General features: G+C 72.0%; 15 protein-coding genes. 8 read left to right on the plus strand and 7 right to left on the minus strand.

Going from position 1 to position 18,705, the window contains the following annotated elements:
* Positions 1-11: 11 nt before the first annotated feature.
* Positions 12-1,838, minus strand: a complete 1,827-nt coding sequence (locus OG625_RS19875; RefSeq protein ID WP_329390793.1) for an acyl-CoA dehydrogenase — start codon at positions 1,836-1,838, stop codon at positions 12-14.
* A 221-nt stretch (positions 1,839-2,059) separates the two neighbouring features.
* Between OG625_RS19875 and OG625_RS19880 the strand changes: the two genes are divergently transcribed.
* From OG625_RS19880 to OG625_RS19895, 4 genes are all read left to right on the plus strand, one after another.
* Positions 2,060-2,203 carry a hypothetical protein gene (locus OG625_RS19880; protein ID WP_329382668.1) on the plus strand — a complete coding sequence of 48 codons (144 nt, stop codon included), beginning with the start codon at positions 2,060-2,062 and terminating at the stop codon, positions 2,201-2,203.
* Between the two features lie 111 nt (positions 2,204-2,314).
* Positions 2,315-2,773: an SseB family protein gene (locus tag OG625_RS19885; protein WP_329382671.1), complete on the plus strand. Its 459-nt coding sequence runs from the start codon at positions 2,315-2,317 to the stop codon at positions 2,771-2,773.
* 106 nt (positions 2,774-2,879) lie between these two features.
* Positions 2,880-3,842 carry a winged helix-turn-helix domain-containing protein gene (locus OG625_RS19890; protein WP_329382674.1) on the plus strand — a complete coding sequence of 321 codons (963 nt, stop codon included), beginning with the start codon at positions 2,880-2,882 and terminating at the stop codon, positions 3,840-3,842.
* 95 nt (positions 3,843-3,937) lie between these two features.
* Positions 3,938-4,321 carry a peptidase inhibitor family I36 protein gene (locus OG625_RS19895; protein WP_329382677.1) on the plus strand — a complete coding sequence of 128 codons (384 nt, stop codon included), beginning with the start codon at positions 3,938-3,940 and terminating at the stop codon, positions 4,319-4,321.
* A 75-nt stretch (positions 4,322-4,396) separates the two neighbouring features.
* Here the strand turns inward: OG625_RS19895 and OG625_RS19900 are convergent, their stop codons facing one another.
* Positions 4,397-4,846, minus strand: a complete 450-nt coding sequence (locus OG625_RS19900) for a hypothetical protein (RefSeq protein ID WP_329382679.1) — start codon at positions 4,844-4,846, stop codon at positions 4,397-4,399.
* Between the two features lie 172 nt (positions 4,847-5,018).
* Here OG625_RS19900 and OG625_RS19905 point away from each other — a divergent pair, with 172 nt between their 5' ends.
* The gene (locus tag OG625_RS19905) at positions 5,019-6,002 is read left to right on the plus strand and encodes a pirin family protein (RefSeq protein ID WP_329382682.1); all 984 of its coding nucleotides are present in this window, start codon (positions 5,019-5,021) and stop codon (positions 6,000-6,002) included.
* Between the two features lie 151 nt (positions 6,003-6,153).
* The gene (locus OG625_RS19910) at positions 6,154-6,699 is read left to right on the plus strand and encodes a GNAT family N-acetyltransferase (protein WP_329382686.1); all 546 of its coding nucleotides are present in this window, start codon (positions 6,154-6,156) and stop codon (positions 6,697-6,699) included.
* Here OG625_RS19910 and OG625_RS19915 read toward each other — a convergent pair.
* Positions 6,696-7,781, minus strand: a complete 1,086-nt coding sequence (locus OG625_RS19915) for an AI-2E family transporter (protein ID WP_329382689.1) — start codon at positions 7,779-7,781, stop codon at positions 6,696-6,698. The two genes, OG625_RS19910 and OG625_RS19915, sit on opposite strands and share 4 nt — an antisense overlap.
* A 56-nt stretch (positions 7,782-7,837) precedes the next feature.
* Entirely contained in the window at positions 7,838-10,018 is a 2,181-nt protein-coding gene (locus OG625_RS19920; RefSeq protein WP_329382692.1) for a SpoIIE family protein phosphatase, read from the minus strand.
* Between the two features lie 137 nt (positions 10,019-10,155).
* On the opposite strand from OG625_RS19920, the gene aspS reads away from it, so the two are divergent.
* The gene (gene aspS / locus OG625_RS19925; RefSeq protein WP_329382695.1) at positions 10,156-11,973 is read left to right on the plus strand and encodes an aspartate--tRNA ligase; all 1,818 of its coding nucleotides are present in this window, start codon (positions 10,156-10,158) and stop codon (positions 11,971-11,973) included.
* 71 nt (positions 11,974-12,044) lie between these two features.
* Here the strand turns inward: aspS and OG625_RS19930 are convergent, their stop codons facing one another.
* Positions 12,045-14,042, minus strand: a complete 1,998-nt coding sequence (locus OG625_RS19930; RefSeq protein WP_329382698.1) for a VWA domain-containing protein — start codon at positions 14,040-14,042, stop codon at positions 12,045-12,047.
* A gap of 322 nt (positions 14,043-14,364) precedes the next feature.
* On the opposite strand from OG625_RS19930, the gene OG625_RS19935 reads away from it, so the two are divergent.
* Positions 14,365-16,455 carry a PhoX family protein gene (locus OG625_RS19935; protein ID WP_329382701.1) on the plus strand — a complete coding sequence of 697 codons (2,091 nt, stop codon included), beginning with the start codon at positions 14,365-14,367 and terminating at the stop codon, positions 16,453-16,455.
* A gap of 105 nt (positions 16,456-16,560) precedes the next feature.
* On the opposite strand, the gene OG625_RS19940 is transcribed toward OG625_RS19935, so the two are convergent.
* Both OG625_RS19940 and OG625_RS19945 read right to left on the minus strand, forming a co-directional pair.
* Positions 16,561-17,784, minus strand: coding sequence for a sensor histidine kinase (locus tag OG625_RS19940; protein ID WP_329390796.1), 1,224 nt, complete (start codon positions 17,782-17,784; stop codon positions 16,561-16,563).
* A gap of 35 nt (positions 17,785-17,819) precedes the next feature.
* Positions 17,820-18,536, minus strand: a complete 717-nt coding sequence (locus tag OG625_RS19945) for a hypothetical protein (protein WP_329382703.1) — start codon at positions 18,534-18,536, stop codon at positions 17,820-17,822.
* Positions 18,537-18,705 lie beyond the last annotated feature (169 nt).

Raw genomic sequence — 18,705 nt, forward strand, 5'->3', positions numbered from 1 at the left:
GGCGGCGCAGCCTAGAAGGCGGCCTCGTCGAGGTCCATCAGCGTGTTGTCGACGGCCTCGGCCAGCGCGCGCTGGACGGAGACGCCGGGCAGGACCTGGGCCGCGAAGAACTTCGCGGCGGCGATCTTGCCGGTGTAGAACGGCACGTCCTTGGCGGCGGCGCCGGCCAGCTTCTCGGCGGCCACGGCCGCGCCCTTGAGGAGCAGGTAACCGACGACGACGTCACCGGACGCCATCAGCAGGCGGGTGGTGTTCTGGCCGACCTTGTAGATGTTCTTGACGTCCTCGCCGGTGGCGGTGAGGTCGACGATCATCTGGCCGACGATGGCCTCCAGGTCCACGGCGGCCTTGGCGAGCGCGTCGCGGGCCGGGGCCAGCTCCTCGCCGCCGACGCCCTCGGCCAGGAACTTCTTGATCGTCTCGGAGAGGACGTTCAGGGCGGCGCCCTGGTCGCGGACGATCTTCCGGAAGAAGAAGTCCTGGCCCTGGATCGCGGTGGTGCCCTCGTAGAGGGTGTCGATCTTGGCGTCGCGGATGTACTGCTCGATCGGGTACTCCTGCAGGTAGCCGGAGCCACCGAAGGTCTGCAGGGACTGGGCGAGCTGCTCGTAGGACTTCTCCGAGCCGTAGCCCTTCACGATCGGCAGGAGCAGGTCGTTGAGGCCGATCAGGGCGGAGGCGTCCTCGCCGGCGGCCTGCTTGACCTGGATGTCGTCCTGGACGGAGGCGGTGTACAGCACGAGGGCGCGCATGCCCTCGGCGTACGCCTTCTGCGTCATGAGCGAGCGGCGCACGTCGGGGTGGTGCGTGATGGTGACCTTGGGCGCGGTCTTGTCCATGAAGTTGGCCAGGTCCGGGCCCTGCACGCGCTCCTTGGCGTACTCCAGCGCGTTCAGGTAGCCCGTCGAGAGCGTCGCGATGGCCTTCGTGCCGACCATCATGCGGGCGAACTCGATGATCATGAACATCTGGCGGATGCCGTCGTGCTTGTCACCGATCAGCCAGCCCTTGGCGGGGTGCTGGTCGCCGAAGGTCATCTCGCACGTGTTGGAGGCCTTGAGGCCCATCTTGTGCTCGACGTTCGTCGCGTAGACGCCGTTGCGCTCGCCCAGCTCGCCGGTCTCCCAGTCGAAGTGGAACTTGGGCACGAGGAAGAGCGAGAGCCCCTTCGTCCCGGGGCCGTGGCCCTCGGGGCGCGCGAGGACGTAGTGGAGGATGTTCTCCTCCATGTCGTGCTCGCCGGACGTGATGAAGCGCTTCACGCCCTCGATGTGCCAGGAGCCGTCCTCCTGCAGGACCGCCTTGGTGCGGCCGGCGCCGACGTCCGAGCCGGCGTCCGGCTCGGTGAGGACCATGGTGGAGCCCCAGCGCTTCTCGACGGCGATCTGCGCGATCTTCTTCTGCGCCTCGTTGCCCTCGTCGTGGAGGACGCCGGCGAACGCCGGGCCGGAGGAGTACATCCAGATGGCCGGGTTCGAGCCGAGCAGGAGCTCCGCGTAGGCCCAGACGAGGGAGCGCGGGGAGACGGTGCCGCCGATCTCCTCGGGGATGCCCATGCGCCAGTACTCGGAGTCCATGAAGGCCTTGTAGCTCTTCTTGAAGGACGCCGGGACGGGCGCGGTGTTGGTCTCCGGGTCGAAGACGGGCGGGTTGCGGTCGGCGTCCGCGAAGGACTCGGCCAGCTCGTTCTCGGCGAGACGGGCTATCTCGGACAGGACGTCCTTGGCGGTCTCGGAGTCCATCTCCTCGAACGGACCGGTGCCGTACAGCTTGTCGCGGCCGAGCACCTCGAAGAGGTTGAACTCGATGTCGCGGAGATTCGACTTGTAGTGCCCCATGGCGACGGCTCCGTTAAGGCTCGGGGAGACAGGTTCCTCGTACATACCAATCGGTAACGTAATGATGCTACCCGCCGGTAATAAGGCGCAACCCCTACCGCCCGGACTGTGACGACTCTCTCGGCGACCGTAGTGCGCCCTCCGGCGCCGCGGCCGCGCACTACGGTCGGGGGCGCAGGCACGCCCCCCGTGCCCTTTCCCCTTCCCGAGGAGCCCCTCGCATGCGGACCTACCTGAAAGCCGGCGCCGCGGTCACCGCCGTCCTTGCGGCCCTCGTCCTCTGGTTCGTCCTGGACAACCCGTTGGTCACCGAACCCGAGCCGGACCACAAGCTTCCCCGCCCCACCGCCGGCGCCCCGCAATAGCCCGTCCCCCGGGTCCCCGAAACCGCCCGGGCACCCGGCGCCGCCGCCCTCGACTCCCGCTGACCGGAACTCGACGTCCCGGCGGTCGCCCGTCTCGGTAGGCTTCGGCCCATGTACGGCTACGACCAGAACGTGAGCGCGGGGCAGCAGCAGTACGCGCAGCCCCAGCAGGGCTACGCGCAGCAGCAGCCGCCGCTGTACCCCGAGCCCTCGCCGCCGTCGCTCGCGGACGCGGTACGGGCCTTCACCACCGGATCCCTGTCCGCGGAGGACTTCCAGCAGGTCTTCGCCTCCTCGAAGGTCTACTGCCCGCGCGGCGAGACCCCCGGGTTCCTGGCGCTGCACAACACGCAGCAGCCGGTCATCCCCATGTTCACCACGCTCAAGGAACTGCGCCGGTACGCCGGCAAGGAGTCCAAGTACTTCGTGATCACGGGCGCCGAGGTGATCGACCTGCTCCCGACCGGGTACGGCTTCGTCCTCGACATGGAGGGCGACCACCGGATGGTCTTCGACGCGAAGGCGGTCGAGCAGATGGTCGACTTCGCGATGCGTCGCATGTATGGCTAGACGCCATTGCTGCGCAGGTGGCCAGACGCCAATGCTGCGCAGGTGGCCAGACGCCATTGCTGCGTAGGTGGCTGGCTGACGCCTGACGGGGGGCGCGTTGCTGAGGGTGCACTTCACCACCGAGGACCTGCTCAACGTCACCTTCGCGAGCGAGCCGCTGCCACTGGTGGAGCTGGCCATGGCGCTGGTCGCCTGCCAGCGCACCGACGAGCAGGCGGTTTTCGGCCGCTGGCGGGGCCGGACGGCCCGGGAGCTGCCGGGTTCCCGGGTGCGGCCGCTGCTGGACCTGCTGCGGCCCGACGGCGACAACCCGCAGTTCGTCGAGCCGTACGAGCGCACGCTGGAGGAGGGCCTGTCCGCCGTACGGGGGGCGGGCCCGCGGCTCACCGCCGAGGAGCTGGGCCGCACCGCGGCCCGGGCCCCCGGCTCCGCGTCCTGGCTGCGCGCGCTGTGGGGCCAGGACCGCGAGGCGTGGGACCAGCTCGACGGCGCGATACGGGCCGCGTACGAGGTGCTCGTCGCCCCGCACTGGCCGCGCATCCGGCAGTCCTTCCAGGCGGACGTGGCCTGGCGCGCCCGGCTGCTGGCCGCCCACGGCATCAAGGCGTGCCTGGCCAGTACGCATCCGCGGGCCGGCTGGACGGGGAGCGCCTTCGAGGTCGGCGTGCGACCCGACTACGAGGTCCGGCTCGCGGGGCGCGGGCTGGTGCTGATGCCCTCGCCGTTCTGGACGGGGCGCCCGCTGCTCGCGGAGGGCCCGGAGGGCCCGTCGGGGGCGTACCTGCTGATGTACCCGGCCCTGACCCCGCTCCCGCTGATCGGCGCGGGCCCGGCGGAGGGCGCGCTGGACGCGCTGCTGGGCCGCACCAGGGCGGCGGTGCTCCAGCTGCTGGTCCAGCAGCGCACCACCTCGGAGCTGGCCCGGGACCTCGACATCAGCCTCCCCTCGGTCTCGGAGCACACCCGCACCCTGCGCGCGGCCGGCCTGATCACCACCCGGCGGGACGGCAAGGCGGTCCTCCACTCGGCGACGGGCCTGGGCGTGGACCTGCTGCACAGCGGCGGCTGAACGTTTCGGCGAGACCCGAAACCATCGCGGCCGTGGCGGAGGCTCCCGAGTATCGGTGGTGCGGGGAACCCGCTCGACGACCAGGGGAGATTGCGATGTCACGTACGTCGTTACGCACGAAGCTCGCGGCAGTGGCGGCCACGGGGGTGATGGCGCTGGGCACGGGGGTCCTGGCGGCATCGCCCGCGCAGGCGGCGGCGAGGGGGGCCGCGCAGGCGGCCGCCGACTGCCCGTACGAGTACTTCTGTGCCTACGAGGGGCCCGGCTACACCGGCCGCTCCATCAAGGTGTGGCAGTGCAATGACGTGCGATGGGTCCCGTGGACCACGACGAACGGGTCGTGGATCAACAACCAGACCGCGGGGACGCGCGCGCGGTTCCAGTGGTCCAACGGGACGAGCTCCTACACGCCGGGCGCCTATTCCGTCGCGTACAGCGGGGTCAACTGGGGCCCGATCCACTACATCGACCCCTGCTAGTCGCACCACCCACGGCCGCTGCTCCTGCCACGCCCGTCCCGCCGCGCACCGCGGCCGGGGCGGGCGTGGCCCGTTTCAGGGCCGGTTGCGGCGCCGCCACACGGTCGCCCCCACCGCGGCCAGCGCGAGCGCGAGGGCTCCGTACGTCCACAGGAGCGCGGGGTCCGGGCGGTGGGCCAGCGAGGTGCGGGTGCCCGCCAGGGCGAGGGCGAAGACCGCGTAGCTGCCCTCCACGCCCTGGAACCGGGTCGCCCAGCGCAACAGCAGGCCGCCGACCAGGCACAGCACCCCCCAGACGGCGAGGTAGGGCCAGGGGGAGCCGGGCAGCGGATCCAGCGGGAGGTCGGTGGCCGCCCAGTGGTAGGCGGCGTAGCCGGCGGCCACCAGGCCGGCCGCGGTGGCGGCGGACCAGCCCAGCGCGACGAGCGCGGCGAGCGGTCTCGGGCGCGCGGTGCCGGTCTGTGCGCCGTCCTCCGCCTCCTCGCCCGTCCGCGCGCCGTCGGTCTGGCCGGTCGGGGTGATCACTGATCGGGCTCCTGCGGTGTGCGTGTGTCTGTCTCCGTACGTGTCGCTCCTGAGGACGTCTGCCCGGGGCCTCGGGTTGCCCCGGGAATGGACGCGCGGTGTGCTCTGTTCAGAGGGGTGTGGCAGAAAGTTCGAGTTTCAACTAAACTCGACGCAGAAGGAGGTCCTGACCATGCCCGCAGTGACTGTTGAGAACCCGTTGACCCTTCCGCGAGTGGCCGAGCCGCAGGCCGCCGTCGCGCGCAAGGTGCTGGCCGTCGTCGCCGCCCCCGGTGGGTTCGAGGGCGAGGGATTCCCGGTGCGCCGCGCGTTCGCCGGGATCAACTACCAGTACCTCGACCCGTTCATCATGATGGACCAGATGGGCGAGGTGGAGTACGCGCCGGGCGAGCCCAAGGGCACCCCCTGGCACCCCCACCGAGGCTTCGAGACCGTCACGTACCTGATCGACGGAACCTTCGTCCACCAGGACAGCAACGGCGGCGGCGGAGTCATCAACGGCGGTGACACCCAGTGGATGACCGCCGGTTCGGGCCTGCTGCACATCGAGGCCCCGCCGGAGTCCCTCGTCGTGTCCGGAGGGCTTTTCCACGGCCTGCAGCTGTGGGTCAACCTCCCGGCCTCCGACAAGATGATGCCCCCGCGCTACCAGGACATCGGCGGCGGCCAGGTCCAGCTGCTGACCACCCCTGACGGCGGCTCCCTGCTCCGCGTGATCGCCGGTGAACTCGACGGCCACCAGGGCCCTGGCATCACCCACACCCCGATCACGATGATCCACGCGACCGTCAGCCCGGGCGCGCAGATCACCCTCCCGTGGCGCGAGGACTTCAACGCCCTCGCGTACGTCATGGCCGGGCGCGGCTCGGTCGGCGAGGACCGCCGGCCCATCCGGACCGGGCACACGGCCGTCTTCGGCGAGGGCGGCTCGATCACGGTGCGGGCGGACGAGTCCCAGGACTCCAATGCCCCGGACCTGGAGGTCGTCATCCTCGGCGGGCGTCCGATCCGGGAGCCGATGGCGCACTACGGGCCGTTCGTCATGAACAACAAGCACGAGCTCCAGCAGGCCTTCGACGACTTCCAGGCCGGCCGGCTGGGCACCATTCCCACCACCGCCCGGGAGCGGACCAAGTCGGCGGAGCAGCACTCCTGAGCAGCGCTCCTGAGTAGCGCTCCCGGACCTGGGACTCCCCTCAGCAGCCCCGTCTCCCTCCCCCGTGGGAGCCGGGGCCTCCGGCGGGGCGCGGCCTTCCCCGGGGCCGCGCCCTTGCTGCTGCCCGCCGGACCTCCATGGGGTCCTGCCCATGCACCCGGTCGCTCGCCGCCGATCCCGCCTCGCCCTGCGCGAGTTGGGGCCCGCCGACGTGGACGCCGTCCACGCCGTCCACGGCAGCGCCGAGGCGACCAGGCACCTCTCCTTCGAGCCGCGCACCCGCGAGCAGTGCGCCGGCATCGTCGCCCGCTCGATCGCCTCGGCCGGCGCCGCGCCCCGCGAGGAGTACGCGCCGGCCGTCACCGAGGGCGGCGAAGGCCCGATGATCGGCTTCGCGCGCCTGGCCCTCGATCCCCACCAGCATCGGGCCGCCACCATGGGCTTCGCCCTGCGCCCCGACGCCTGGGGCGTCGGCCACGGCACCGAGACCGTCCGCCTCCTGCTCGACCTCGCCTTCGACGACCTGGACCTGCACCGGGTCTGGGCGGCCCGCGCCCCGGAGAACGAGGCCTCGGCCAGGACCCTGCTGTCCGCGGGCATGACCGAGGAGGGCCGCATCCGCGGGCACGTCCTCGTACGGGGGCGCCGGCGGGACTCGGTCGTCTACGGGGTCCTGAAGGAAGAACGCCCGCTCTAGGCCGTGGGCCCGGGCTCCGGCTCCGGCCCCGGCTGTGGATCCGGCTCCGGCTGGGCGTACCGGGCACGGAGTTCCGAGATCACTCCGAAGAGGGCCGCCGCCAGCGGTACCGCGAGCAGCATCCCGAGGATTCCGGCGACGCTCGCCCCGGCCGTGATGGCCAGCATGACCACCGCCGGGTGCATCTGCACCGTGCGGCTCTGCACCATGGGCTGCAGGACGTACCCCTCGATCATCTGGACCAGGAGCACCAGGCCCAGCACCCACAGGCCGATCACCCAGCCCCGGTCGGCGAGGGCGACGAGGACCGCCACGGCGCCGGAGAGGATGGCGCCGAGGTAGGGGATGTAGGCGGTGACGAACACCAGCGCGGCCAGGCCCACCGCGCCCGGTACGTCGAGCACGAGCAGGCCGGCGCCGATGAGCACGGCGTCCACCGCCGCCACGAAGGTGGTCCCGCGCATGAAGCCCTCGACGGCCCCGAACGCCCGCCGGCCCATGGTCTCCATCAGGTCGCCCGAGCGGTTCGGGACGATCGAGCGCAGCGTTCCCACCGCGTGGTCGGAGTCGCGGAGGAAGAAGAAGATCAGGATGAGGGCCAGCAGGGCCGTCGCGATCATGGTGCCCACCACGCTGAGCCCGGCCACCACGCCCGAGGCGGCCGTCCCGCCGAACTTGGTGAGCAGGTCCTTCGAGTTCTTCGCGATGTCCTCGACCGAGGTGCCGAGCGCCCCGAAGTGCTCCGCGAGGCTCTTGCCGGCCCGCCGGAGCGCGTCGATGATCTGGTCGCCGGTCTCGATGAGAGCGAGGACGACGATGTACGACGCCCCGCCGACGACGGCGACCACCGCGAGGCAGGTCAGGGCCGCCGCGAGCGAGCGGTTGACCTTCATGCCGACCAGCCGCCGGTGCATCGGCCCGAGCAGGGCCGCGCCGAGCACGGCGAGCAGCACGGGCGTGACGACCGTCCGGAAGACGGTGCACAGCCAGACGACGAGGGCCAGGACGGCCGTGACGAGCAGGACGACGGCGCACCAGGCGGCGAGGCGCCTCACGGGCTCGGGAAGCAGGGAGTTCGACACGCCGTCATCCAACCACTTCGGATGATCGGTTCGGCTCAACAGTCCGGCCTGGCGGGTCAGTCGGCGTCGGGCTGCTTGGACTGCTCGTACAGCTCGAACCAGATCGACTTGCCCTCGCCCCGCGGATCCACGCCCCAGGTGTCGGCGAGCATCTCCATGAGGAGCACCCCGCGCCCGCTGGAGGCCATCTCGCCCGGGTGCCGCTTGTGGGGGAGCTCGTCGCTGGCGTCCGCGACCTCCACGCGCAGCCGCCGCGTGCCCAGTTCGCCGACCGCCTCCGCGACCAGCAGGGCGTCGCCGTCGGTGTGCATGAGTACGTTCGTCACCATCTCGGAGACCATCAGCACCGCCGAGTCCACCTGCTCCTCGTCGGCCCAGTCGTGCAGCAGCTCCCGGATCTGCTGCCGGGCGCCCGCGATCCGCTCGGGCTCGGCCTGGGCCACCGTCAGCATCGTGCGGCGGGCCGGGCGGGCCGGGTGCAGCAGCGGGGTCCCGCAGCCGCAGCCCTCGCCCTCGCGGCACAGCAGCACCACGGCTATGTCGTCCTCGCGGCGGTCGGCCAGCGGGCCCGTGGTGTGGTGCGAGGACGGCCCGTGCACGGCCTGGACCAGCAGGTCGGCCAGCTTTTCGAGGTGGCCGCCGTCGATGTGACCGTCCTGCGCACCGTCGGGGCCGGGGGTCTCGGACTCCAGGATCGCGCGCAGCCGCGCCCAGCCGGTGTCCAGGTCGTGGCCGCCGGTCTCGATGAGGCCGTCGGTGCAGAGCATCATCGTCTCGCCGGGCTCCAGGGTGAACCGGGTCGTGGGGTAGTCGGTGTCCGGGACGATCCCGAGCGGGAGCCCGCCCGCGGTGGGCCGCATCAGGACCGTGCCGTCGGTCATCCGGATCGCCGGATCGGGGTGGCCGGCGCGGGCCACCTCCAGCATCCCGGTGCGCGGGTCGCACTCGGCGTACAGGCAGGTCGCGAAGCGCGGGCTCTGGAGGTCGGAGTCCTCGTCCGAGTCGGCCTCCTGCGAGGAGCACAGCCCGGCGAGGAAGCGGGAGGCGCGCGAGAGCACCGCGTCGGGGCGGTGGCCCTCGGAGGCGTACGCGCGCACGGCGATCCGCAGCTGGCCCATCAGCCCGGCCGCCCGCACGTCGTGGCCCTGGACGTCACCGATGACCAGGGCGAACCGTCCCGAGGGCAGCGGGATCATGTCGTACCAGTCGCCGCCGACCTGGAGCCCGCCGCCCGTCGGGACGTAGCGCGCGGCGATCTGCATGCCGGGGATCTCCGGGCCGAGCTGGGGCATCATCGACCGTTGCAGGCCGGTGGTGAGTTCCCGCTCGGATTCGGCCACGCCGGCGCGCTGGAGCGCCTGGGCCAGCATCCGGGCCACCGTCGTCAGGACGGAGCGCTCGTCGGGGGAGAAGGACACCGGGTGCTTGAAGGCGGCCATCCAGGCGCCCATGGTGCGGCCGGCCACGATGAGCGGCAGGAAGGCCCAGGAGGTCCGGCCGAAGCGCTGGGCGAGCGGCCAGGTGGCCGGGAAGCGCCGTTTGTAGTCCTCGGGGCTGGGCAGGTAGATCGCCCGGCCGGTACGGACGACCTCCGCGGCCGGGTAGGCGGTGTCGAGCCGCATGTCGGAGAAGGGGCCCTCGTCGCCGGGGCCGTGCCCGTGGTGTCCGATGATCGACAGCCGGTCCCCGGCCACGCCGAAGACCGCCAGCCCGTCCGGACTGAAGCCGGGCATGGACAGCGAGGCCGCGACCCGCAGCACCTCCGCCGTGGACCGGGCCTCGGCCAGCGCCCGGCCCGCGTCCAGCAGGAAGGCCTCGCGGGAGCGGCGCCAGTCGCCGGTGATCGGGGTGTGCGCGGCCGTGGTGCCGGGCTGCGGTTCGGCGATCTCCTGGATGGTGCCGATCAGCTCGTAGTCGACGCGGCCGTCCGCGGTCCGGTTCTCCAGGGGCTTCGAGCGGCTGCGTACGGTGCGCAGGACACGGCCGTCCTCGTCCATGATCCGCAGCCGGGCCTCGGCGAGGGTGCCCTCGGCGACGGCCAGGTTCACGATGCCGTTGATCTCGTTCCAGTCCACGGGGTGGAAGCGGGAGCGTACGGCGACCTCCGCGAGCTCCACCGGCTCCGCGGGCAGACCGAGGAGCCGGGCGGCCTCGCTGTCCAGGGAGACCTTCCCGGAGGCGTTGTCCCATCGCCACAGGCCCGTCGCGATGGCGGCCAGGACATCCTCGGTGCGCACCCGGTCATCTTTACAGGTCGTACGCCCGCCGTGCCTGTTCACCGGGTCCGCCGGGCGTGCCCGACCCGGTCGCTTCCCGGACGGTAACCTTGGGACGGTTGAATCCACCCTGGTATCCGCGAAGAACTGGATGACTGATGCATCGGTACAGGTCCCACAAGTGCGACGAGCTCCGAGCCTCCGACGTCGCGACCGACGTCCGGCTGAGCGGCTGGCTGCACAATCGTCGAGACCTGGGCGGCATCCTCTTCATCGATCTGCGTGACCACTACGGCATCACGCAGATCGTGGCCCGTCCGGGCACGGCCGCCGCCGCGGTCCTGGAGAAGCTCTCCAAGGAGACCGTGGTCCGGGTCGACGGCAAGGTCGTCTCGCGCGGCGCCGAGAACATCAACACCGAGCTGTCGACCGGCGAGATCGAGGTCGAGGCCGTCGAGGTCGAGGTGCTCGGCGCGGCCGCCCCGCTGCCCTTCACGATCAACACCGACGACGGTGTGAACGAGGAGCGGCGCCTGGAGTACCGCTTCCTCGATCTGCGCCGCAAGCGCATGCACGACAACATCATGCTGCGCTCGGCGGTCATCGCCTCGATCCGCTCGAAGATGGTGGCCCTCGGCTTCAACGAGATGGCGACCCCGATCCTCACCGCGACCTCCCCCGAGGGCGCCCGTGACTTCGTCGTGCCGTCGCGCCTGAACCCGGGCAAGTTCTACGCCCTGCCGCAGGCCCCGCAGCAGTTCAAGCAGCTGCTGATGATCTCCGGCTTCGACCGGTACTTCCAGATCGCGCCCTGCTTCCGCGACGAGGACGCCCGCGCCGACCGCTCGCCGGGCGAGTTCTACCAGCTCGACGTGGAGATGTCCTTCGTCGAGCAGGAGGACGTCTTCCAGCCCATCGAGCGCCTGATGACCGAGATCTTCACGGAGTTCGGCAAGGGCCGCGAGGTCACCTCGCCGTTCCCGCGGATCCCGTTCCGCGAGTCGATGCTGAAGTACGGCAACGACAAGCCCGACCTGCGCGCCAAGCTGGAGCTCGTCGACATCACCGACGTGTTCGAGGCCTCGGAGTTCAAGGCGTTCGCCGGCAAGCACGTGCGCGCCCTGGCCGTCCCGGACACCGCCGGGCAGCCGCGCAAGTTCTTCGACGGGCTCGGCGAGTACGCGATCTCGCTGGGCGCCAAGGGTCTGGCCTGGGTCCGCGTGGGCGAGGACGGTGCCCTGACCGGCCCGATCGCCAAGTTCCTCACCGAGGAGAACGTCAAGGTCCTCACCGAGCGCCTGGGTCTGGCCGCCGGCCACGCCGTGTTCTTCGGCGCGGGCGAGTTCGATGAGGTCTCCAAGATCATGTCCGGCGTCCGCGTCGAGGCGGCCAAGCGTGCGGGCCAGTTCGAGGAGAACGTCTTCCGCTTCTGCTGGATCGTCGACTTCCCGATGTACGAGAAGGACGAGGAGACCGGCAAGATCGACTTCTCCCACAACCCGTTCTCCATGCCGCAGGGCGGCATGAAGGACCTGGAGGAGAAGGACCCGCTCGACATCCTGGCCTGGCAGTACGACATCGTCTGCAACGGCATCGAGCTGTCGTCGGGCGCCATCCGCAACCACGAGCCCGAGGTCATGCTGAAGGCCTTCGAGATCGCCGGTTACGAGGCCGAGACCGTCGAGCGCGAGTTCGCGGGCATGCTGCGCGCGTTCCGCCTCGGCGCCCCGCCGCACGGTGGCATCGCCCCGGGCGTCGACCGCATGGTGATGCTGCTGGCCGACGAGCCGAACATCCGCGAGACCATCGCCTTCCCGCTGAACGGCAACGCGCAGGACCTGATGATGGGCGCGCCGACGGTGCTGGAGGAGGCCCGTCTGCGCGAGCTGAACATCGCGCTGCGCAAGCCGGTGGAGACGAAGCCGGCGGACGCCAAGCCGATCGCCGAGGCCGTGCACCCGGATGCGGCGCGGTAGTCCTCACACGGCATGAGGAAGGGGCCCGGGATCAGATCCCGGGCCCCTTCCCTTTTACGTGCCTCGTTTGCTCAGAACCGTTCGAGGATGCCCTTGGCCAGGGCGGCCGAGGTCAGCTCCGCGGGGGCCGGGCCGGCGTGGAAGAAGCCGGCGTTCTCGGCGTCCAGCTTGCGCAGGAAGTCGAAGGCCTTGGAGTCGTGCTCGCCGAACGCGACGAACTGCCAGTGGAGGTCCGGGGCGCTGGCGGCCGCCACGGTGATCGCATGGCGGGCAGGGCGGACGCTGTCGGGCGCGCCGTCCGTCTGGAACACGACCAGGGCCCGGCCCTCGCCGCCGTCCTTCAGGTAGCGCTCGAGGACGGCCTCGACGGCCACGTGGTAGCTGGTGCGGCCCATCCGGCCGAGCTCGGCGTGGCGGGCTTCGACCCAGGCCTCGTCGTGGGCTTCGAGGGTCAGGTCGGCGGTGCCGTCCAGCTCCGTGGAGAAGAACACCGTGTGGACGGTGGCCTCCTCGTCGACGTGCGCGGCGAGGGCGAGGGCGTGGTCGGCGAGGTGCTGCGCACTGCCGTCCTTGTAGAACCCGCGCATCGATCCGGACCGGTCCAGTACGAGGTACACCTTGGCCCGCGCCCCGGCCTTCCCCTTGCCGCGCAGCACCTGCCCGACGGCCTTGTACGCCCCCAGCACCGCAGGCGCCCCGCGCTTCACGGCGTCCACCGCGTGAGCGGGCCCGTCCGCCTCCGGCGCGGCCGCCTGGTCCTCGGCCTCGGCGGCCGGCGGCTCCTCGGTCTCGGGCTGCTCGGCAGCGGCCGGAGCCGGCTCCGCGGCGGGGGCCTCGGCGGCCGACGGCTCGGCAGCGTCCTGCGCCTGCGGCGCGTCGGCGTCCCGCTGCTCCGCAGCGGTGGTCTCCGCCTCAGGCGCCTCGGCCTCAGCGGCCGGCTCCTCGTCCTGCGCCTGTGGCGCGGGAGCCTCGGGCTGCTCGGCAGCCGCCGCGACCGGCTCCGCCGCGGGGGTGTCCTGGCCTTCGGCCGGCTTCTGTGCCTGCGGCGCGTCGGCCTCCGGCTGCTCGGCAGCGGTGGTGTCCGCCTCCGTGGCCTCGGCGGCCGGCGGCTCCTCGGTCTCGGGCTGCTCGGCAGCGGCCGGAGCCGGCTCCGCGGCGGGGGCCTCGGCGGCCGACGGCTCGCCCTCCGGCACGGCGGCGTCGGCGTGCACATCGGCCCGCTCCGCAGTGGTGGTGTCCGCCTCCGGGGCCTCGGCCTCGGCGGCCGGCGCCTCGGGCTGCTCCGCGGCCGCAGCGACCGGCTCCGCCGCCGGGGCTTCGGCGGCGGGGGCCTCCGCCTCGGGGGCCGCGACCTCGACCTGGGCCCCGGCGTCAGCCGGTTCCTCCGCCTGCGGCGCGTCGGCCGCGGCCGACTCCGCCTCCGGCGTGGTCGCCTTGGGCTGCTCCGCGGCCGCAGCGACCGGCTCCGCTGCCGTGGCCGCGACCTCGACCTGGGTCTCGGCGGCAGCCGGTTCCGGCGCCTCCGTCGCGGGCTGCTCGGCAGCGTCGGCGAGCGGCTCCGCCGCAGGGGTCTCGGCCTCGGCCGGGTCCTGCGCCTCGGGCGCGGTGGCCTCCGGCTGCTCGGCAGCGGTGGTGTCCGCCTCCGGCGCCTCGGCCTCGGCCTGTGCCTTCGGCGCCTCGGCCTCCGGCTGGTCCGCAGCGGCCGCAATCGGTTCGGCCTCGGCCTTCGCCTCGGTGTCAGCCGGGTCCTGCGCCTGCGGCGCCTCGGGGGCGGCCGGGGTCAGGGGCTCGGCCTTGGCGGCCGGGTCCGGGGTGTTCTTGGCGGGCTTCGCCGCAGGCGACCGGCGGGCTTCCGGGACCGTGGGGTCCGCCGCCGGCGCGGGGGCCGTCAGGAGGGTTCCCGGTTCGCGGTCCCGCGGAGTGGACTGCGGCGGAACGGACGGGTTGTCGAAGGACGCCGCAACCAGTTCGGCCGCCGCGTCCAGTGGCGTGCGTTCCGCCTGGTTCGGGACAGCCGCCGAAGGGGCGTCCGAGGTCGCCGGAACGGGTTCCGCAGACCGTCCGAACACTTTGCGCAACAAGCTCCGAATACCCATGGGCCAGGCCTTTCGCATGAGTGCGTGCGTCATTTGTCCGTGCTGCGCGGATGATCCCTGCCCAGAGTGGACACGTAAGGTTATCGGCCGCCCGGCTGGATCTTCGGGAGGGGCGCCCTTCGTGGCGCCCGGCCCCCCAAGCACACCCATACCGTCGTCGAACTCCCGCTCCGACGTGCCGGGTTCACCAGTCGTTCATCCCGCCGCCGCCGCTTCGGCGCAACCCGCGCCTAGCGTCACCGCTGGATCGTTCCGACAGGTTGTCGGCGCCCTCGCAGCTACTCGGAGGAAACTCGTGCGCAAGCTTCTGCCGTTCATCGGCAACCCGCATGGGAGCGGCCGTTCCGCTCTCACCTGTCGCTACCGCTGTGGCGACGCATGCTTCCACGAGGTGCCGAACACGAGCGACAACGAGTACGCCGGCGACGTCATAGCCCGCGCCTACTCGCGTCGCACGATGCTGCGTACCGCCGCCGTCGTGACGGTCGCCACCGCCGGTGGTGCCGCCATCGCCCTCAGCGGCCCCGGCCAGACGGCCAACGCCACTCCGGCCGGCGAGGCCACCGCCGCCGGCGCCGAGGGCGGCGTCGGCCAGGCCGCCCGCGGTCTGCGCTTCGCGCCCGTCGCGCCGAACACCGCGGACCAGATCACGGTCCCCGCGGGCCACGAGCACAACGTGGTCATCCGCTGGGGCGACCCGATCCTCAAGGGTGCCCCGGGCTTCAACTCGGACCAGCAGACCGCCGCCGCGCAGGCCGGTCAGTTCGGTTACAACAACGACTTCCTGAGCCTGCTCCCGCTCGGCGGCAAGTACGAGCGCCAGCAGCTGCTCGTGGCGAACCACGAGTACACGGACGAGCAGCTCATGTTCAAGGCGTACGACTCGGCCAACCCGACGCGCGAGCAGGTCGAGATCGCCTGGGCCGCGCACGGCCTGTCCGTGGTCGTCGTCCAGGAGGACCACCGCAGCGGCAAGCTGACCGCGGTCACCCGGCACCAGCTCAACCGCCGCCTGACCACCACCAGCGAGTTCCGCCTGACCGGCCCGGCCGCGGGCAGCGCGCTGCTGAAGACCTCCGCCGACGCGACCGGCACCAAGGTCCTCGGCACCCTCAACAACTGCGCGGGTGGCACCACCCCGTGGGGGACGATCCTGTCCGGCGAGGAGAACTTCAACCAGTACTTCGCGAACGGCGGCAGCGTCACCGAGCCCGTCCAGGCCGCGCGCCTCAAGCGCTACGGCATCGGCGGCGCCGCCTCCGAGCGCAAGTGGGAGCGGTTCGACAAGCGCTTCGACGTGGCGCAGGAGCCCAACGAGGCCAACCGCTTCGGCTACATCGTCGAGCTCGACCCGTACGACCCGAACTCCGTCCCGCGCAAGCACACCGCGCTGGGCCGCTTCAAGCACGAGGCCGCGCAGCCCCGCCTGACCGAGGACGGCCGTCCCGTCGTCTACATGGGCGACGACGAGCGCTTCGACTACTTCTACAAGTTCGTCTCCTCGAAGCGGATGAAGAAGGGCGACTCGCGCGCGGCGAAGGAGCACAACCTCACGCTGCTCGACGAGGGCACCCTCTACGTCGCCAAGCTGACCGGTGACTCCCCGGCCGCGCAGATCGACGGCACCGGCAAGCTCCCCACCGACGGCGAGTTCGACGGCACCGGCGTGTGGATCAAGCTCGCCACCGGCAACGTCTCGCACGTCGAGGGCATGACCGCCGAGGAGGTGTACGTCTTCACGCGGCAGGCCGCCGACAAGGTGGGCGCCACCAAGATGGACCGCCCCGAGGACGTCGAGCCCTCCCCGCGGACCGGCCGCGTCTACGTCGCGCTGACCAACAACACCGACCGCGGCAAGGCGGGCAAGGAAGGCGCCACCGAGGCCAACCCGCGCAACCTGAACAAGCACGGCCAGATTCTGGAGCTCGCCGAGTACTTCGACGACGCGGCGGGCGAGGGCTTCGCCTGGCGGCTCTTCCTGGTCGCCGGTGACCCGAACGACGCGTCCACCTACTTCGCGGGCTTCCCGAAGGACAAGGTCAGCCCGATCTCCTGCCCGGACAACGTGGCCTTCGACCCGCACGGCAACCTGTGGATCTCCACGGACGGCAACCAGCTCGGCTCCCACGACGGCCTGTTCGGTGTCGCCACGGCCGGTGAGCGCCGCGGTGAGCTGAAGCAGTTCCTGACGGTCCCGCGCGGCGCCGAGACCTGCGGCCCGATCATCCAGGAGAAGCGCGTCCTGGTCGCCGTCCAGCACCCGGGCGAGATCGACGGCGCGTCCGTCGAGAAGCCGCAGTCGGTGTGGCCCGACGGACCGGGCAAGATCGTCCGCCCGTCGGTCGTGTCGGTCTGGCGCAAGGACGGCAAGAACATCGGCGTCTGACCGATGCGTTGATGAGTGACGGTTGACCGTTTCACTGGGGGCACCTCCCAGCGGTAGCTGGGGGAGAAACATCCGCTCCGGTGGGTGTTTCACGTGAAACATTCCTCAACTTCCTTGGGGCAGGCGGCCCACCGGAAGTCTGAACGTGGTGATCGCGCCCCCGTCGGGCGCGTTGGCGAAGCTCAGCTCGATTTCCAGTACCGCCGCCTGCCCGGCCACGATCGTCAGGCCCAGCCCGTGGCCGCGTCCCCGGCCCGGGTCCCCGGTGCGGAAGCGCTGCGGGCCGTGCTCGATCAGTTCGGCCGGATATCCGGGCCCGTGGTCGCGGACCAGCACCACGGGCCCGTCCACGGTCACCTCCACCGGGGGCAGGCCGTGTTTGTGGGCGTTGGCCAGCAGGTTCGCCAGGATCCGGTCCAGGCGTCGCCGGTCGGTCAGTACCGCCGCGTCGCGGAGCACCGTGACCGAGGCGGTCAGCCGGGTGCCGGCGTGGGCCCCGGCGACGGCCCGTTCCACCGCCGGGCCCAGTTCCACCCGGCTCAGGTCGGCCCGTTCGACGCCGGAGTCCAGCCGCGAGATCTCCAGCAGGTCCTCGGTCAGCAGGTGCAGGGCCTTGAGGCGGTCGTTGATCATCTCCTTGGGCCGTCCCTCCGGCAGCAGCGCCGCAGCGGCCAGCGAGCCCGTGAGCGGCGTGCGCAGCTCGTGCGCGACGTCCGCCGTGAAGCGCTTCTCCGCCTCCAGCCGTTCCTGGAGCGACCCGGCCATCGAGTCCAGCGCCTGCGCCACGTCCCGTACCTCGTCCCGGGATCGGGGCTGCCGGGGATCGGCGCCGTCGGCGGGGAAGTCCACGCGGGCGTCGAGGTCGCCGGCGCTGATCCGGCGGGCCACGGCGGCCGTCGTCGCGAGCCGCCGGCTGATCCGGTTGGCGAGGAACAGGCCGGCCAGCGCCACCACCCCGGCCGCGACCACCGAGGAGGCGAGGATCGCGGTGTCGATGTCCCGGAGCCGGTTGCGCGTGTGCTCGTAAGGGATCCAGACCGCGAGGGTCTTGTCGTCGGCGGGTCCGGCGGCCCACATCACGGGCTTGCCCTCGTACGAGCCGACCATGCTTCCGGTATCCCCGCGCGCGACGAGCGCGCGCAGTGGTCCGGGCAGGTCGGGCGGGTCCAGGGCGACGTTCACGTCGCCGTGCGCGGTGCCGTACTCGTAGTGGCCGAGGGCGTGGTCCAGCTCCCGATCCACCTCCTTGCGGACCTCGCCGACGATCTGCCGGGAGACCACGTTGTGCACGAGGATCCCCAGCGCGGCGGCGACCATGCAGCACACCATCGTGGTGGTCAGGGCGATCCGCCAGCGCAGGCTGCTCAGGGCGCGCACCGCACCCCGCTCCCGCCGGCCAGCGCGTCGTCGCTGATGCCGGGGCACGTGTCGAGGGTCAGCTGGGACAGGTTCATGGTCCCGGTCCCGGGATCCCACACGTAGTCGGAGACGGCGACGTACTCGGGGTTCGAGGTCGGCTCGCGCACGGCGAGGTGCTCGGCGGCCACCTCCACGCCCTCCAGCACCGCGCGCCGGGACAGGATCCGCGACACGCGGCCGTCGTCCTGGACGGTGTAGACGCGCAGCTCGCTGAGCCGGCCGTCGAGGTCCAGGGCGGTGATCAGCTCCTCCCGGCCGTCACCCGTCAGATCGTGGAGCACGGGTGGGCGCACCGGGCAGTCGGGACCGCCGTCCACAGCCTGTGTGCAGAGCGCCAGCCGCTGCACGGCGCGGGGGTCGACGAGCCGGCCGGTGCCGCCGTCCTGGGTGATGGAGGCGTTCACGTCGGCCCGTACGACGGAGAGGGCGTTCACGCCGCGCATGCTCAGGCCGGCCACCTTGGGGAGCCCCGGTACGGCCGCGGCCGTACCCGGCTGCTGGCCGGGGCCGGGCGGGTCGGGGCGGAACTCCTTCCACAGGGTCTGCGGAGCGTGCGCGGTGCCGAGGTCGCCGTTGTCGGTGAGGCCCTCCACGTCGGCGCAGCCCGTCAGTGCGACGGCGAGAACCAGTACGCCTGCGGCGCGCTGCGGGGTGGGGCGCATGCTCCGATGCTCCCCCGGCCGGTGGCCTCCGGCCTGGTCATGGGGCTGTTCGGGGGAGCCTGGGCCGCTGCGCGGAGCTGCTCCCCGCCCCGCCCTTTCTCCGTTTCCCGGGGCTCCGCCCCAGACCCCGGTCCTCAAACGCCGGACGGGCTGGAAAGGTCGCAGGACG

The sequence above is a fragment of the Streptomyces sp. NBC_01351 genome, assembly GCF_036237315.1.
Lineage (GTDB): Bacteria > Actinomycetota > Actinomycetes > Streptomycetales > Streptomycetaceae > Streptomyces.

What these genes read in the sequence shown, in the direction of transcription:
- OG625_RS19880 (WP_329382668.1), top strand. Translation starts at nt 2,060, where the DNA reads ATGCGGACCTACCTGAAAGCCGGCGCCGCGGTCACCGCCGTCCTTGCG.
- aspS (WP_329382695.1), top strand. Translation starts at nt 10,156, where the DNA reads ATGCATCGGTACAGGTCCCACAAGTGCGACGAGCTCCGAGCCTCCGAC.
- OG625_RS19905 (WP_329382682.1), top strand. Translation starts at nt 5,019, where the DNA reads ATGCCCGCAGTGACTGTTGAGAACCCGTTGACCCTTCCGCGAGTGGCC.
- OG625_RS19910 (WP_329382686.1), top strand. Translation starts at nt 6,154, where the DNA reads ATGCACCCGGTCGCTCGCCGCCGATCCCGCCTCGCCCTGCGCGAGTTG.
- OG625_RS19945 (WP_329382703.1), bottom strand. Translation starts at nt 18,536, where the DNA reads ATGCGCCCCACCCCGCAGCGCGCCGCAGGCGTACTGGTTCTCGCCGTC.
- OG625_RS19885 (WP_329382671.1), top strand. Translation starts at nt 2,315, where the DNA reads ATGTACGGCTACGACCAGAACGTGAGCGCGGGGCAGCAGCAGTACGCG.
- OG625_RS19875 (WP_329390793.1), bottom strand. Translation starts at nt 1,838, where the DNA reads ATGGGGCACTACAAGTCGAATCTCCGCGACATCGAGTTCAACCTCTTC.
- OG625_RS19940 (WP_329390796.1), bottom strand. Translation starts at nt 17,784, where the DNA reads ATGGTGTGCTGCATGGTCGCCGCCGCGCTGGGGATCCTCGTGCACAAC.
- OG625_RS19895 (WP_329382677.1), top strand. Translation starts at nt 3,938, where the DNA reads ATGTCACGTACGTCGTTACGCACGAAGCTCGCGGCAGTGGCGGCCACG.